The organism is Phytoamicus setariae, assembly GCF_016722925.1.
Taxonomy (GTDB): Bacteria; Pseudomonadota; Alphaproteobacteria; order Rhizobiales; family Rhizobiaceae; genus Rhizobium_E; species Rhizobium_E setariae.
On record NZ_JAEQNC010000001.1, the window covers coordinates 480,007 to 496,360 of the forward strand.

General features: G+C 60.6%; 14 protein-coding genes. 11 read left to right on the forward strand and 3 right to left on the reverse strand.

Annotated elements, in window-relative coordinates; translation table 11 throughout:
• Window positions 1-66 precede the first annotated feature (66 nt).
• Both JJB09_RS02280 and JJB09_RS02285 read left to right on the forward strand, forming a co-directional pair.
• Window positions 67-1,692, forward strand: coding sequence for an acyl-CoA synthetase (locus JJB09_RS02280; protein WP_201652416.1), 1,626 nt, complete (start codon window positions 67-69; stop codon window positions 1,690-1,692).
• A 4-nt stretch (window positions 1,693-1,696) separates the two neighbouring features.
• Window positions 1,697-2,455 carry an enoyl-CoA hydratase gene (locus JJB09_RS02285; RefSeq protein ID WP_201652418.1) on the forward strand — a complete coding sequence of 253 codons (759 nt, stop codon included), beginning with the start codon at window positions 1,697-1,699 and terminating at the stop codon, window positions 2,453-2,455.
• Window positions 2,456-2,464: 9 nt separating this feature from the next.
• On the opposite strand, the gene JJB09_RS02290 is transcribed toward JJB09_RS02285, so the two are convergent.
• On the reverse strand, window positions 2,465-3,466 hold the full coding sequence (locus JJB09_RS02290; RefSeq protein ID WP_201652420.1) for an NAD(P)H-quinone oxidoreductase: 1,002 nt from the start codon (window positions 3,464-3,466) through the stop codon (window positions 2,465-2,467).
• A 188-nt stretch (window positions 3,467-3,654) separates the two neighbouring features.
• On the opposite strand from JJB09_RS02290, the gene blh reads away from it, so the two are divergent.
• Genes blh through JJB09_RS02315 form a run of 5 tightly spaced genes read left to right on the forward strand, consistent with a single transcriptional unit; the run spans window position 3,655 to window position 6,911 of the window.
• The gene (blh, locus tag JJB09_RS02295) at window positions 3,655-4,950 is read left to right on the forward strand and encodes a bifunctional sulfur transferase/dioxygenase Blh (protein ID WP_201652435.1); all 1,296 of its coding nucleotides are present in this window, start codon (window positions 3,655-3,657) and stop codon (window positions 4,948-4,950) included.
• Window positions 4,944-5,294, forward strand: coding sequence for a sulfite-sensing transcriptional repressor BigR (bigR, locus tag JJB09_RS02300; RefSeq protein WP_201652438.1), 351 nt, complete (start codon window positions 4,944-4,946; stop codon window positions 5,292-5,294). Before blh ends, bigR begins: the two co-directional genes overlap by 7 nt.
• On the forward strand, window positions 5,291-5,701 hold the full coding sequence (locus JJB09_RS02305; protein ID WP_201652441.1) for a YeeE/YedE family protein: 411 nt from the start codon (window positions 5,291-5,293) through the stop codon (window positions 5,699-5,701). Before bigR ends, JJB09_RS02305 begins: the two co-directional genes overlap by 4 nt.
• Window positions 5,698-6,132 (forward strand): DUF6691 family protein, encoded by a 435-nt coding sequence (locus JJB09_RS02310; protein ID WP_201652443.1) that lies wholly within the window; start codon window positions 5,698-5,700, stop codon window positions 6,130-6,132. Before JJB09_RS02305 ends, JJB09_RS02310 begins: the two co-directional genes overlap by 4 nt.
• Window positions 6,129-6,911: a sulfite exporter TauE/SafE family protein gene (locus tag JJB09_RS02315; protein WP_343228974.1), complete on the forward strand. Its 783-nt coding sequence runs from the start codon at window positions 6,129-6,131 to the stop codon at window positions 6,909-6,911. Before JJB09_RS02310 ends, JJB09_RS02315 begins: the two co-directional genes overlap by 4 nt.
• Window positions 6,912-6,937: 26 nt before the next feature.
• On the opposite strand, the gene JJB09_RS02320 is transcribed toward JJB09_RS02315, so the two are convergent.
• Window positions 6,938-8,779: a bifunctional diguanylate cyclase/phosphodiesterase gene (locus tag JJB09_RS02320; RefSeq protein ID WP_201652446.1), complete on the reverse strand. Its 1,842-nt coding sequence runs from the start codon at window positions 8,777-8,779 to the stop codon at window positions 6,938-6,940.
• Window positions 8,780-9,034: 255 nt separating this feature from the next.
• Between JJB09_RS02320 and betC the strand changes: the two genes are divergently transcribed.
• From betC to betA, 4 genes are all read left to right on the forward strand, one after another.
• Window positions 9,035-10,564 carry a choline-sulfatase gene (gene betC / locus JJB09_RS02325; protein WP_201652710.1) on the forward strand — a complete coding sequence of 510 codons (1,530 nt, stop codon included), beginning with the start codon at window positions 9,035-9,037 and terminating at the stop codon, window positions 10,562-10,564.
• A gap of 312 nt (window positions 10,565-10,876) precedes the next feature.
• Window positions 10,877-11,134 (forward strand): DUF1344 domain-containing protein, encoded by a 258-nt coding sequence (locus tag JJB09_RS02330; protein WP_201652448.1) that lies wholly within the window; start codon window positions 10,877-10,879, stop codon window positions 11,132-11,134.
• Window positions 11,135-11,332: 198 nt separating this feature from the next.
• A complete protein-coding gene (gene betB / locus JJB09_RS02335) occupies window positions 11,333-12,796 on the forward strand; it encodes a betaine-aldehyde dehydrogenase (protein ID WP_201652451.1) in 1,464 nt (487 codons plus the stop codon).
• 227 nt (window positions 12,797-13,023) lie between these two features.
• Entirely contained in the window at window positions 13,024-14,673 is a 1,650-nt protein-coding gene (gene betA, locus JJB09_RS02340; RefSeq protein ID WP_201652713.1) for a choline dehydrogenase, read from the forward strand.
• 37 nt (window positions 14,674-14,710) lie between these two features.
• Here betA and JJB09_RS02345 read toward each other — a convergent pair whose 3' ends face one another.
• Window positions 14,711-16,183, reverse strand: a complete 1,473-nt coding sequence (locus tag JJB09_RS02345; RefSeq protein WP_201652454.1) for an MFS transporter — start codon at window positions 16,181-16,183, stop codon at window positions 14,711-14,713.
• Window positions 16,184-16,354: the final 171 nt, after the last annotated feature.

The window sequence follows — 16,354 nt, forward strand, 5'->3', positions numbered from 1 at the left end:
CCTTATGCCAACTTTCCAACCGGTCGCGTTTGACTTACACATATTGGCAAGGGGAGGAGCCCGACAATGACGACAAGCATTTACGACAAAGACCTTGACCGCAATGCGGCCAATTTCCAGGCGCTGACGCCATTGACATTTCTGGAGCGCGCCGCCGATACATTCCCAGACCGGATTGCTATCATCCACGGCAAGACGCGCACGTCCTATCGCGACCTTCGCCTTCGATCCCGTCGGCTTGCATCGGCGCTGGCCAGTCGCGGAATTGGCAAGGGAGATACGGTCGCCGTCATGCTCGCCAATACCCCGGCGATGATCGAATGCCATTATGGCGTACCGCTGACCGGCGCAATCCTCAACACAATGAACACGCGGCTCGATGCCGCCACCATTGCTTTCATGATCGACCATGGCGAGGCGAAGGTGCTGATCACCGACCGGGAATTTTCGGCGACGATCCACGCCGCGCTGGAAATTTCCGTCCACAAGCCACTGGTGATCGACTACGACGATAAGGAATATCCGCAGTCGGGCGCTTTGCTCGGTGAGATCGACTACGAGGCATTTGTCGCAGCCGGTGACGAAAACCATCCGTATCGCGGCCCGGACGACGAATGGGATGCAATCTCGCTGAACTACACGTCCGGCACCACGTCCAATCCGAAGGGCGTGGTCTATCATCATCGTGGCGCGCACCTGCTCGCTCTTGGCAATATCCTGACAAGCACGATGCCGGGGGCTGCGGTCTATCTCTGGACGTTGCCGATGTTCCACTGCAATGGCTGGTGCTTCCCATGGTCGATCTCTGTAGTGGGCGGCACGCATGTCTGCCTCAGGCAGGTCCGCGCGGCGGCGATCTACGAGGCGATTGAGAAACATGGCGTGACCCACATGTGCGGCGCGCCGATCGTCATGTCGACCATCCTGAATGCCACCGAAACAGAAAAACGCCCGGTGGCAAAGCGCATCACCTTCATGACCGCGGCCGCACCGCCACCCGAGGCCGTGCTCGGGGCGATGAAAGAGGCCGGTTTCGAGGTCATTCATCTCTACGGGCTGACCGAAACCTATGGTCCCGCTGTCGTCAACGAATGGCAAGGCGACTGGGACGCTCTCGACGCATCCGATTGGGCCCGCAAGAAGGCACGGCAGGGCGTGCGTTATTCGACGCTGGAGCGGATCGATGTCATCGATCCCGAAACGATGGAGCCGGTGCCGCGCGACGGTGAGACACTCGGCGAGGTCATGTTCTCCGGCAATGTGGTCATGAAGGGGTATCTCAAGAACCGTTCTGCCACCGAAGATGCCTTTGCCGGTGGCTGGTTCCATTCGGGCGATCTCGGCGTCATGCATCCCGATGGCTACATCCAGCTCAAGGATCGCTCGAAGGACATCATCATCTCCGGCGGCGAAAACATTTCCTCGATCGAGGTCGAGGATGCACTCTACAAGCACCCTGCCGTCGCCAATGCAGCCGTGGTCGCTAGGCCGGATCCGAAGTGGGGCGAAACACCCTGTGCCTTCATCGAGCTTCGCCCTGGCATGCAGGCGACCGAGGCGGAACTCGCAGAGTGGTGCCGCCAGCATCTTGCGCACTTCAAGGTGCCTCGCCATTTCATCTTTTCGGAACTGCCGCGCACCTCGACCGGCAAGATCCAGAAATTCAAGCTGCGCGACCGGTTCAAGGATTAGTGGAATGCGAAACGAACTCGTGCTGATCGATGTGGCCGATCATATCGCCACCATAACCTTGAACAGGCCCGACAAGGGCAATGCCCTGTCGGCAGCAATGATGGACGCGCTGGAGGACCGCGTAGCGGAAGTATCCGCCAATCCGGATGTCAGGGTCGTCATACTCGCCGCCAATGGCAAGATCTTCTCGGCCGGTCACGATCTCGAGGAAATGCTGGAGCATGAGGATCGCGGCTGGCAGCAGGCGCATTTCGACCGCTGTTCGCGGCTGATGATGGCTATTCGTGCCTGCCCCAAACCGTTTGTCGCCCGCGTTCAGGGGGCGGCTGTGGCCGCCGGGTGCCAGCTGGTGGCAACCTGCGATCTCGCTTATGCAGTCGAAACGGCCAAGTTCGGCATCAATGGCATCAATCTCGGCCTGTTCTGCTCGACGCCGTCGGTGGCATTGTCACGGGCGGTCCAGCCCAAGCAGGCGCTGGATCTGGCCCTGACCGGGCGCCTGATCCTGGCGCCGCGTGCCGCCGAGATCGGGTTGATCAACGAGGCGGTGCCCGCGGAACGGCTGGATGAGGTCGTGCAGGCGGCTGCAAGTGCAATCGCCGCCAAGCTGCCTGAGGCCATCGGCCTCGGCAAATCCCTGTTCTATCGGCAGACCGAACTTGAGATCGCCGATGCCTATGCAGACGCTGCCGTTGCCATGGCGGACAACATGGATTTATCTGCGACACGCGAGAAGATCGGCGGGTTTGTGCGGAAGGGCTGATCCTCGCCCTTACCCCACCTTCAGCACGATTTTGCCGATGTGATCGCTGGATTCCATCAGGCGATGCGCCTCCACCACCTCATTGAATGCGAACACCTTGTTGATCACGGGGGCCACGCTGCCGGCCTCGAGTAGCGGCCACACCTTCTCGCGCAGTTCGTCGCGGATCTCCTGCTTTTCATCAGCCGTGCGCGGTCGCATTGTTGAGCCCATCACGCGCAGGCGTTTCACCATGATCGGAGTAAGATTTGCTTTTTCGGCCACCGCGCCGCCGAGGAAGGCGATGATCGACAGCCGGCCGTCGCGCGCCAGAGAGGCGAGGTTGCGGTCGAAATAGGCCGCACCGATCATGTCGAGGACGACATCGACGCCGCGCTTGCCCGTTTCTGCCTTGATGACGGCGGCAAAGTCCTCTTCGCGATAATTGATCGCCCGGCTCGCGCCAAGTGCAAGGCAGGCGTCGGCCTTTTCCTTGTTGCCGACGGTAACGAAAACTTCGGCGCCAATTGCGCGGGCGAGCTGGATCGCGGTCGTGCCGATGCCGCTCGATCCGCCGTGGATGAGGACGCTTTCGCCCTGCTTCAGGCCGGCCATCATGAACAGGTTGGCCCATACGGTGAAGAAAGTTTCCGGGATCGCTGCAGCGCGGACGGCATCATAGCCTTTCGGCCAGAACAGGGCCTGGCTGGCAGGCACCGCGCAATATTCGGCATAGGCGCCGCCATTGGCGAGCGCCGTCACCTTGTCGCCGACGCGAAAACCGACGACTTCGTCACCAGCAGCCACCACCTCTCCGGCAACCTCGAGCCCGAGAACCGGGCTTGCATCCGCCGGCGGCGGGTAGCTGCCCTGGCGCTGCGCGACGTCGGGACGATTGACGCCGATTGCCTCGCTGCGGATCAGGATCTCGTTTGCGCGCAGCCTGGGCAACGGCCCCTTGGCGAGAACCATGGCCTCCGGCGCTCCGGGCGCGGGCAGATCGATAAAGGTCATTTCGTCGGGCAGGGACATGGCGGTCTCCAATATGATGCGTGATCGAGTCCTATTCCAAAACCCGTCTTCGGCAAAGGTGGGAATGCCATGCTCGCGGCTCGGGTGAATTTTTCAGGCGTGCGAAAAAGCGCCAATTCCGCACTTGAATGCGCAGACATTATACAATATATGAAAATGTATAATGTAGTTTAACAAAGGGACCAGCCATGAAAATCACGGCGATCACGGAGAGGCTTTCTGTTTCAGGTCAGCCCCAGGCAGAGGAAATCACATCGTTGGGCAGCCAGGGTTTCACCACCCTGATAAACCTGCGTCCGGATGGAGAGGAGTCCAGCCAGCCCGGTAACAAGGTCGAGGCGGCAGCAGCCGGCACCGCGGGCCTTGCCTATGACTTCATTCCGGTCACGATGCCGACGATCACGCTCGCCGATGTCCGCGCCTTCCAGGCCGCGGTTGCCAAGGCGAGTGGCCCCGTGCTCGCCCACTGCAAGGGCGGTTCGCGCGCCATTGCGCTGCATGCCATTGGCGAAGTCCTGGATGGCCGGATGAAGATCGCCGATCTGGCCGGATTCGGCAGCGCCCATGGCTACGACCTGACCTCTGCGGAAAAGTGGCTGAAGGCAAATTCCGTTCGCAAGCCGGAGGTCGAGGGCTTTTTTGATCCGCGGACATGGAGCGTCCAGTATGTGGTCTCCGACCCCGAGACCCGCAAGTGCGCGATCATCGATCCGGTGCTCGATTATGACGAGAAATCGGGCTCGACCTCGACGCACAGCGCTGACGCGATCCTGAACTTCATTGCAAAGAAGGGCCTCACGGTCGAGTGGATCCTCGACACCCATCCGCATGCCGACCATTTTTCGGCTGCCACGTATCTCAAGGAGAAGACTGGCGCGCCGACCGCAATTGGCGAGCGGGTGGTCGATGTGCAGCGCCTCTGGAAGGATATCTACAACTGGCCTGAATTCCGCGCGGACGGTTCACAATGGGATCGGCTGTTTGCACATGGCGACACATTCAAGGTCGGTTCCATCGACGCGCACGTCATGTTCTCGCCGGGGCATACGCTGGCCTCGATCACCTATGTCATTGGCGATGCCGCCTTTGTCCATGACACGATGTTCATGCCCGATAGCGGCACTGCACGCGCCGACTTCCCAGGTGGCGATGCGCGCGTGCTGTGGAAGTCGTTGCAGGACATTCTGGCCTTGCCGGATGACACGCGCCTGTTTACCGGCCACGATTACCAGCCCGGCGGCCGTGCGCCGCGCTGGGAAAGTACGGTGGCCGAGCAAAAGCGGGCCAACGCGCATCTGGTCGGTGTCAGCGAGCAGGCATTCGTGGAGTTGCGCACTGCCCGTGACAAGACCCTGCCGATGCCGAAGCTCATTCTGCACGCGCTTCAGGTCAACACCCGTGGCGGCAGGCTGCCCGAGCCTGAAGCAAACGGCCGGCGCTACCTGAAGATCCCGCTCGACGCCTTGGGGGGAGCCACATGGTGAACGGCAGCATTCAGGAAATGATGGGCAAGGTCGAAATGTCTCCTGAAATCATGGAGGCCCGGGCCAAGGAAGTGACGGCCATTCTCAAGACGCTGGCCCATCCCGCCCGGCTTATGCTCGTCTGCACGCTTGTGCAGGGCGAATATTCGGTCAGTGAACTTGAGGAGAAGCTTGGCATTCACCAGCCGACTCTCTCCCAGCAACTGACAGTGCTGCGCGAGGCCGGGATCGTCGAAACCCGGCGCGAGGGAAAGCAGATCTTCTACTGGCTGACAGCCGAAAAGACGACGCGGCTGATCGCCGCTCTCTACACCATATTTTGCGCTGACGGAGAAACAGCATGACCACCTATTTGACTGCCCTTGCCGGCGGTGCGTTCATTGGCCTGTCGGCGGTGATTTTCCTGACACTCAACGGCCGGGTCGCCGGCATCAGCGGCATTGTCGGCCGGCTGGCGCAGGGCGTGAACGCTTACGTCAACGCTGCTTTCGTAGCCGGGCTTCTGATTGGCCCGGCTGTGTATCTTCTCTTCTTTGGCCGCTGGCCCGAGATCACCATCAGTGCCTCTTTGCCGATCATCATGGCGGCAGGACTTCTGGTCGGCTTCGGTTCCCGCATGGGTTCGGGCTGCACGAGCGGTCACGGCGTGGTCGGTCTGGCCCGCCTTTCACCGCGTTCCATCGCTGCTGTGGCGACATTCCTTGCGGCCGGTGTTGTCGCCGTCGCCATTATCAGGGGGGCAGGCCTGTGAGAAACAACAGATTGCAGGCGCTCGCCGCCCTCGCCTCGGGCATCGTTTTCGGTTTCGGACTGGCGCTTTCGGGCATGCTCAATCCGGCCCGCGTACAGGGCTTTCTGGACGTGACCGGCGCGTGGGATCCGACCCTGGCCTTTGTGCTGGGTGGCGCCGTAGTGGTCTCCATGGCAGGCATGTGGCTGGTCAAGCGCATGCGCCAACCGGTTCTTGGCGATACTTTTCATCTTCCTCCGACACGTGGCATCGACCGGCGACTGATCGTCGGTTCGGCAATCTTCGGCTTCGGCTGGGGTCTCGGCGGCTTCTGCCCCGGTCCGGCTGTCGCATCGCTGTCACTGGGGCTTGGCCAGACCATGCTGTTCGTGGTGTTCATGGTCGCCGGCATGGTCGTCCACGACAGGTTCGTCGCCCGGAGGGCATCGTGAGCGCCACTATGCTGGCGACAGTCGGTTCCGGCGGATTGGTCGGGCTGATGCTCGGCCTGGTCGGCGGCGGCGGTTCCATTCTGGCCACGCCGCTGCTGATCTACATCGTCGGAATTGCCCAGCCGCATGTGGCAATCGGCACCGGTGCGCTTGCCGTCTCCATCAATGCGTTTGCCAACTTCGCCGGCCATGCCTGGAAGGGCCATGTCTGGTGGCGCTGCGCCATCGTGTTCGCTCTCCTGGGAACACTTGGCGCCGCACTAGGGTCGACGCTCGGCAAGGCAATCGACGGAACGCAACTGTTGTTTCTGTTCGGGCTGGTGATGGTTGTGGTTGGCGGGCTGATGCTCAAACCCCGCAGGGTCGCGACTTCCGGCCCAAGACCGGTGGACATGCGAATGTGCGTCACGACCGCCGCCGTGGCGCTTGTTTCGGGCGTTGCCTCCGGTTTCTTCGGCATCGGTGGCGGGTTCCTGATCGTGCCGGGGCTGATCATCGCGACCGGCATGCCGATGATCAACGCCGTCGGCACGTCCCTGCTGGCGGTTGGCACGTTCGGTCTGGCGACGGCGCTCAACTATGCCATGTCCGGTCTGGTGGACTGGCGCGTGGCAGCTGAGTTTATCAGCGGCGGTATTGCCGGCGGGGCGATCGGCATGCTGCTTGCGACGCGGCTGTCGGCCCGCAAGAACTTGCTCAGCCGGATTTTCGCCGCAGTCATTCTCGTCGTTGCCGGCTACGTGCTCTATCGCAGTGCAGGCGATCTCTGGGGAGGCTAATTGACCTCCCCGAACTCTCACAGGGATCAGGCAGCATCGGCGCCCGGTGCTGTCGCTCTTGCGATGCCGAAGTCGTTCAGTCGGCTAAAGCTGAGCCCGAGTTCGCTTTTCTTGGCGCTGGATTTGACATTGGCGATTTCGGCGCTGATCCGGTTGAGGTCATTGACCAGAATGCCCTCCGGCAATTCGAGCACGCCGATCGAGCAGCGCATCAGGGGCATCTGCCGCTCCATGCCGTCACGATCCTGGCTCAGCATATAACCGGCCTGCCGATCCTCTGATGTATAGAGTTGGCGAACCTCGGCGTTGAATTCAGCCAGTAGCGCGCCAAGCATCGCCTCTGTTCGGGACTGCCCGTATCCCTCCAGCCCGAGGAAAAAGTCGTCGCCGCCAACATGACCGATGAAGTCCTGACCGGAAAAGATGTGCTTTTTCATCAGCGCGGCAAACAGGCAGATCGCCTTGTCCCCCGAATGGAAGCCGTAGCGGTCGTTGAACGGCTTGAAATTATCGAAGTCGCAATAGCAGAGATAGCGCGCCTGCTCGGCATTCATCGCCACCGACCGCATGTGGTTGACGATGGCGAGGTTGCCCGGCAATCCGGTCAGCGGGTTCTGGTCCTGCGCCGTTTTCAACTGCTTCTCGTTGAGAATCCTGATCAGCGACGTCGCCGAGATGACGCCTGCAAAGCGCATGTTCTCGGTCAGCAGCACGCATTGGCAACCCTCCATGTTGGCAAACGCGCTCACGAGCCCGCTGGTGTCGGAATCGAGGCTGACGATCGGCGCCGGCTTGACGAAATAGGAAACCGAACGAAGGTAGTCGCGGTTCTTGAGCAGATCGCGCCCGAACGGATGGTAGATGTATTCCTTCAGCTGGTTTTCCGGGATGATGCCGCGCGGCTCGTTGTTGGCGTTCAGCACGGGAAAGTAGCTGCTCTCCGGATGCTGGCGGAACATCTCGAAAACACGTTCGATCGGATCGTTCTCGTAGGCGACTGGCGGGTTCTCGATCTGGCGGCGGATCAAGAGTTCGTCAAAGGAGGGACCGGACATCCGGTGCTTTGCCGATTCCGCCAGATGCGGATAATAGCCCGTCAGTTCGCTTGCATTGACGCTGGGACGCGCGATGTACCACCCCTGCACCATGTCGACGCCATATTCGCGGCAGGCGAGGAATTCGGCTTCTGTTTCGACACCCTCGGCAATGACGCGGATACCCAGCGCATGCGCAATGCCGACGATGTTGCGCACCAGATGCTGCTTGCGGGGCGACCTGTCGAGGCCGCTGATAAAATGCCGGTCGATCTTGAGATAGTCGACGGGATAATCGCAAAGCAGTTTGAACTCACCCCTTCCGACGCCGAAATCGTCGATGGCGATCTTGAAGCCGGATTTATGCATCCGGGCCACCAGCGACGCAAATTCCGGAATGGCCGTGTTGTCGAAGCGTTCGGAGAGCTCGAAGCAGATCGAGGACGGCGGTATCGCGTGCATCCGCAGATAGCGCAGCAAGAGGTCGAGCAAGGCCTGCCCTTCCGGGATCAGCCTGACGTCGAGATTTATGAACAGCGTCGCCGAGCGATAATCGGCAAGCGACGAGAACTTGCTCAACGCCCGCACGGCCATCATCTGGTCGAGTGCTGCGAGCTGGCCTATTTCGGCCATCCGGTCGATGAGTTCGAGCGGCCCATCGAACCCCATCTGGTCATGTCCCCGGATCAGGGATTCGTAACCGAAGACGACGCCAGTATTGATCTCCACCAAGGGCTGAAAGGCAGGCTGCAGAGCCAGCTTGGCCATCGACAGCAGCTTTTCACCGGCATAGCGGATGGGAAACGAAATCTTCTCGGACAATGGCGCGGTCATGAAATACTCCGGCTGGCAACATGCCGAGAGTTCACTGAAATTATTGAATAAATAGTTCTTCCAGTGTGATAGTTCCGTGACAGTGGCGAAATATGGTCGAGCGTGCAACCGCAGACATGTCGTGCTGCCATGAGGGCCCGGTTGCCCACCCATATCGTCGCAAACAGGCGAGAATTCTGCTCCTGGAGGGCTGCGGATTTTCCTGCTGGCCTTATAAAGGAGGGAGTGGACAACGACGAGCGGGAACATCAGGACATGGCGGTGGCAAAGCCCAACATTCTCATCATCATGGTCGACCAGCTCAACGGGACGTTCTTTCCCGATGGCCCCGCCGATTTCCTGCATGCGCCGAACCTGAAGGCGCTCGCCGCCCGCTCCGCCCGTTTCGTCAACAACTACACATCCTCGCCGCTTTGCGCGCCCGCGCGCGCTTCGCTGATGGCCGGCCAACTGCCGAGCCGGACGAAGGTCTATGACAACGCCGCCGAATATGCCTCCGCCATTCCCACCTATGCTCACCATTTGCGGCGGCTGGGCTATTACACCTGCCTGTCCGGCAAGATGCACTTTGTCGGACCCGACCAGTTGCATGGCTTCGAGGAGCGATTGACGACCGACATCTATCCCGCCGACTTCGGCTGGACGCCGGATTATCGCAAGCCGGGCGAGCGGATCGACTGGTGGTATCACAATCTCGGTTCGGTGACCGGGGCAGGGGTGGCCGAGATCACCAACCAGATGGAATACGACGACGAGGTGGCCTTCTTCGCCAACCAGAAGATCTACCAGCTGGCGCGGGAAAACGATGACGCGGATCGCCGGCCGTGGTGCGTGACTGCATCGTTCACCCACCCGCATGATCCCTATGTGGCGCGTCGCAAGTTCTGGGATCTGTATGAGAATTGCGAGCATCTCGAGCCGAAGGTGCCGGCGATCCCATTCGAAGAACAGGATCCGCATTCCCAGCGGCTGATGCTGGCCTGCGACTACACCAATTTCGACCTGAGCGATGAGAATATCCGCCGTTCGCGTCGTGCCTATTTCGCCAACATTTCCTATCTCGATGAAAAGGTCGGAGAACTCATCGACACCCTGACCCGCACGCGCCAGCTCGATGACACCGTCATCCTCTTCTGCTCGGATCACGGCGACATGCTGGGCGAACGCGGCCTTTGGTTCAAGATGAATTTCTTCGAGGGTTCGGCGCGGGTGCCATTGATGATCGCGGGCCCCGGCATTGCACCTGGCACCCATCTCGCGCCGGTTTCCAATCTCGATATCGCGCCCACGCTGGCCGATCTCGCCGGCGTACCGATGCGCGAGATGATGCCCTGGACCGATGGCGAAAGCCTGCTGCCTGTTATCATTGGCCGCGCGCGCACGTCGCCGGTATTGATGGAATACGCCGCCGAAGGATCCTATGCGCCGCTTGTCTGCATCCGCGAGGGAAAGTGGAAGTACATCCATTGCCCACTGGATCCCGATCAGCTCTATGATCTGGATGCCGATCCGCTGGAGCGCACAAATCTTGCTGGAAATTCCGCCCATGCCAGCGTGCTGGCGCAGTTTCAGGCGCGCGCTGGCGAACGGTGGGACATCGGCCGTTTCGATGCCGAGGTGCGTGAAAGCCAGGCGCGCCGCTGGGTGGTTTACGAAGCGTTGCGCAACGGTGCCTATTTCCCATGGGATCACCAGCCGTTGCAAAAGGCATCCGAGCGCTACATGCGCAACCACATGAACCTCGATAATCTCGAAGATTCAAAGCGTTATCCACGGGGTGAATAACGTTTCCCGCGAGTGAGTAATATTGTCGCGGGATTGCGATCGCCAAGTTTTCGCCGCAATCCCGCCAGATTTTATTCAAATACGGCAGTCTTTAATAAAGTAGATGTTAAATATAGTTAAGCATTTACGCCGGAAATATTAAGGCGAATTAATTTGAATGGCGTAACCATAGGTATATAATCCATACGGAACCGGAAGATGCCGGCATCATTCGACTTGGGTGCGACGCGACAACTTCAGACGGTTCCACGTGGCGATACGGCGTGATGAACGACCCAGTTCCCGCCGAGTTGTTATTGAAGGATGACGCCTATGCGCGCGCTCTATGCTTCTGTTGTAGTTCTCAGCTCCTTTGCAATCATTCCTGCGGCTTATGCGGCCAGCATGACTATGACCGGTACGGTCAAGGCATACGCTCCCCACAAGTCGCTGGAACTGGCGAATGGCGATACCTTCGTCCTGCCGGCAAACTTCAAGGATCCTGGCATCAAGGTCGGCGAAAAGGTGAAAGTCGCCTATCAGAAGGTGGGCAAGAAACTCGACGCTGAAACGGTGAGCATCGTTCATTAGTACTCACCCGAAAAACGCGCATGGTTGCCCGACCATGCGCGTTTTTTGTTTGTGCAATGCCGGTGGTGATGCTTGCGAAAAAATCCCGTCGCAAACAGACTATGAATATGGTCTCATTAAAAGGGAGTATCCGAGGGCTTCGCGCTTATATGCTCGCAACATTCATTGCACCGGGTGTAAAATCCGGCAGAGGTAAAAATGCGCGCACAGCCGAAAGCCAGCCATTTCATCGATGGCGAATATGTCGAGGATACTGCCGGTACGCCGTTCGAGAGCGTCTATCCGGCAACGGGCGAGGTGATCGCGAGATTGCATGCCGCCACGCCTGCGATTGTCGAAAAAGCAATCGCTTCGGCCAAGCGAGCGCAGGTCGAATGGGCAAAGGCAAGCCCCAGCGCACGCGGCCGCATACTCAAGCGCGCAGCAGACATCATCCGCGAACGCAATCGCGAACTCGCCGAACTCGAAACGCTCGATACCGGCAAGCCAATCCAGGAGACCACGGTCGCCGATCCGGCGTCGGGCGCGGATTCCTTCGAATTCTTCGGCGGCATTGCGGCTGCGGCGCTGAATGGCGAGCACATCCCGCTCGGCGGTGACTGGGCCTATACCAAGCGCGTGCCGCTCGGCGTCTGCGTCGGCATCGGTGCCTGGAACTATCCCCAGCAGATCGCCTGCTGGAAGGGTGCGCCGGCGCTGATCTGTGGCAATGCCATGGTTTTCAAGCCGTCTGAAAATACGCCGCTCGGCGCACTGAAGATCGCCGAGATCCTCATCGAAGCCGGCCTGCCCAAGGGTCTCTACAATGTCATCCAGGGCGATCGCTCAACCGGCCCGCTGCTCGTCAATCACCCCGACGTCGCCAAGGTGTCGCTGACCGGCTCGGTACCGACCGGTCGCAAGGTGGCCGAAGCCGCTGCTGGTCATCTCAAGCACGTGACGATGGAACTGGGCGGCAAGTCGCCGCTGATCGTCTTCGACGACGCCGATATCGATTCCGCCATCGGTGGGGCGATGCTTGGCAATTTCTATTCCACCGGCCAGGTCTGCTCCAACGGCACCCGCGTTTTCGTTCACAAAGCGGTAAAGAAGGAATTCCTGTCGCGCCTCAAGGCGCGCACCGAAGCGATCCTGATCGGCGATCCGATGGACGAGGCGACCCAACTCGGGCCGGTGATCAACCGTGCTCAGCAGGAAAAGATCCTGTCCTATATCGCCAAGGGCAAGGCCGAAGGCGCCACCCTGGTGACGGGCGGTGCGATCCCCAACAACGTTTCCGCCGACGGCTGCTATATCCAGCCGACGGTGTTTGCTGATGTGACCGACACAATGACCATCGCTCGCGAGGAAATTTTTGGACCGGTCATGTGCGTGCTCGATTTCGATGGCGAGGACGAGGTCATCGAGAGGGCGAATGCGACCGAGTTCGGGCTTTCGGCCGGTGTCTTCACCCGCGATCTGTCGCGCGGCCATCGGGTCGTCGACCGGCTGGAAGCGGGCACGCTGTGGATCAACACGTACAACCTCTGCCCGGTGGAAATCCCGTTCGGCGGCGTCAAGCAATCCGGCTTCGGCCGCGAAAATTCGACTGCAGCCATCAACCACTATTCCGAGATCAAGACGGTCTATGTGGCAATGGGCAAGGTGGACGCGCCGTATTGACGCCTGGTGTTTGCGGCACCCCCTCATCCGGCCCTTCGGGCCACCTTCTCCCCGTCGGGGACAAGAGGAATGCGGCGCGGTCGGCGGCCCAATCGCGACCGTCGTGGGTGCGAACGGTTTAATTTGAATGGCATTGAAGCGGCATGCTCCCTCTTCTCCCCGGCGGGGAGAAGGTGGCCCGAAGGGCCGGATGAGGGGGCTTTTGAGATAAGGCAAGCAGGTAAATGATGCAGGCGGATTTCATCATCATTGGTTCGGGTTCGGCGGGTTCGGCATTGGCCAGCCGGCTTTCCGAGGACGGCAAGAATACGGTTCTGGTGCTGGAATTCGGCGGCAGCGATGTCGGCCCGTTCATCCAGATGCCGGCGGCTCTGGCCTGGCCGATGAGCATGAAGCGCTACAATTGGGGCTATCTGTCGGAGCCCGAGCCGAACCTCAACAACCGCCGGATCACCGCGCCACGCGGAAAAGTCATTGGTGGCTCGTCCTCGATCAACGGTATGGTCTATGTGCGCGGTAGCGCCGAAGACTTCGATACCTGGGACGAGCTAGGCGCCACCGGCTGGTCTTATGCCGACGTGCTACCCTATTTCAAGCGGCAGGAAAATTCCAAGGGCGGGCAGGAGGGCTGGCGCGGCACCGACGGTCCGCTGCATGTCCAGCGTGGGCCGGCGAAGAACCCGCTCGTCCGCGCCTTTGTCGAGGCGGGCCAGCAGGCGGGTTTCGAAACGACGGAGGACTATAACGGCGAGAAACAGGAAGGCTTCGGCCTGATGGAGCAGACGATCCACCAGGGTCGCCGTTGGTCCGCCGCAAACGCCTATCTCAAGCCGGCGCTGAAGCGTGAAAATGTCGAGCTCGTCCGCTGCTTTGCCCGCCGAATCGTCATCGAGAACGGCCGCGCCACAGGCGTGGAAATCGAACGCGATGGCAGGATCGAGATCGTCAGGGCTAACCGCGAGGTCATCGTCTCGGCCTCGTCCTTCAACTCGCCGAAGCTATTGATGCTGTCGGGCATCGGCCCGGCCGCGCATCTCAAGGAAATGGGCATCGAAGTGAAGGTCGACCGCCCCGGTGTCGGCGCCAACCTAATGGACCATATGGAGTTCTATTTCCAGCAGGTCTCGACCAAGCCGGTCTCGCTCTATTCCTGGCTGCCCTGGTTCTGGCAAGGCGTTGCCGGCGCGCAATGGATGTTTTCCAAATCCGGTCTCGGTACGTCGAACCAGTTCGAGAGCTGCGCTTTCGTTCGTTCGGCACCCGGCGTCAAGCAGCCGGACATCCAGTTTCACTTCCTGCCGGTGGCGATTTCCTATGACGGCAAGGCGGCAGCCAAAAGCCACGGCTTCCAGGTCCATGTCGGCTATAATCATTCGAAGTCGCGCGGTTCGGTGACACTCCGCTCGCCCGATCCGATGGCCGATCCGGTCATCCGCTTCAACTATATGAGCCACGAGGAAGACTGGGTGAAGTTCCGTCACTGCGTGCGGCTCACTCGCGAAATCTTCGCGCAACAAGCCTTCGGCGATTTCCGCGGTCCGGAAATCCAGCCGGGCGAGAAGGTACAGTCCGACGCCGAGATCGACAACTTTCTGCGCGAACATCTCGAAAGCGCCTATCATCCCAGCGGTACCTGCAAAATGGGCTCGAAAGACGATCCCATGGCCGTGGTCGATCCGGACACGAAGGTCATCGGTGTCGAAGGCCTTCGCGTTGCCGACTCCTCGATCTTTCCGCGCCTGACCTATGGCAACCTCAACGGCCCCTCGATCATGACCGGAGAGAAAGCGGCCGATCACATCCTCGGCAAACCGCGTCTGGCGCGCTCCAATCAGCGACCTTGGATCAATCCGCGCTGGGAAACGAGCGACCGGTAAAGGCACCTATGCCGGCAGCGCATTGGCGCTGCCGGCTCTACTTTTCCAGCCGCAGCGTGCTGACGATACCGCCCGCAAGCGCCAGTGCCGCTGCCAGTGCAAGCCCGACGCGGGGCGCGATGTCGGCCGAAATCTGGGTGAACAGCAGCGCCATGATCACCGCGCCCACCGTCTGGCCGGTCAGGCGCGCCGTGCTCTGCATGCCGCCGGCGGCGCCGCTGCGGGCACGTGGCGCCGAAAGCAGCATGTTGCGGTTGTTGGGCGTCTGGAAAAACCCGAAGCCGAGCCCGCACAGGATGGAAAGCGGAATGAACGGCGTAAGATCATCCTGCAATGGCCATAGGGCGCAGCCAAGCAAGCCGACAGCAAGACACACCCCACCGGCTGCGCAGAGCCAGGCAGTCGGGATGCGGTTAGACAGATGTCCCGAAATCGGCGCGGCAAGCGCGACCGCCAGGGGCCATGGCGTCATGTAGAGGCCGGTTTCGAGCGCTGGCAGCCCGAGGCCCTGCTGGAGGTAGAAGGGCAGGGCGACGTAACTCACCATCTGGGCGGTAAAGCAGCATACCGAAGCGATGACGGAGATGCGAAACGGAATTGCGCGCAGCAGATCGAGCGGAATAAGCGGCGCTTGCCGATGCAATTCCCGGCGGATCAGTGCGACGAGGCTCATCACTGCCGCGACCAGCAGTACAGCACCGATAGCGGGACGCGATGACAACAATTCGGCGCCGAACACGAGAGGGGCGAAAAAGCCCGCATTCAGCATCACGCTCAACAGGTCCAGTCGCCTGCCCGTGCCGTGGTTGGTTGGCAGGAAGCGGGAGGCGATCAGCACGAGCACGCCGACAGGGACATTGACGGCAAACAGCCAGGGCCAATCCGCCACCGTCAGGATTGCGGCGCCGATCGTCGGGCCGGCGGCTGATGATAGCGCCACGGCCAGCGCATTCCATCCGATCGCCGTTCCCAGCAGCCGCTGTGGATAGGTGAGACGCAGAAGTGCGGCAATCAGCGACATGATGGCGGCACCGCCCAGGCCCTGCAGGAAGCGCGCTGCGATCAACCAGCCAAGCGACGGTGAAAGGGCGCAGAGTGCGGAGGCAAGGGTGAAGACGATGACGCCTGTCGTGAACACCCGGCGAAAGCCGAAACTCTCCCCCAGTGCGGCGCAGGGCAGCAACCCCACCACCAGAGCCAGCTGATAGCTGGTGACGACCCAGATCGAGGCGGATGGCGAGACGGCAAGGGTTTGCGAAATCGAGGGCAGGGCGACATTGGCGATTGCGCCATCGAGCACGGCCAGCACGATGGCCGCGAGCACCGCAGCCGCGGCGATATATCGTTGTGGAAGTGGTAGGCCGTCTTCCGCTGCCGCTCGGTTTTGTTGCGATGATTCCGTCTGCTGATGAAGGGGTTCGGCCGAAGGTGTTCGATCCGTTTCCGGCCGGAACTGCATGCTGATCTCCGTGAAAGATGCACGACGGGTCAGGGAAGGTGCGCCCGCCATTTATAGATCCATAAACTGAAAATCTGCACTTCTCAATGTCATTGGAGGCAATCCGCCAAGGCGTGTTTACGCGGCACGATCCTGATGTCCGATCCCGGATTTCTATAGACCATTATTTTCCTTTGCATGGAAGTTGGCGCTGTGGGGCAGCTTCTGCCGGGCCGCGCCGCA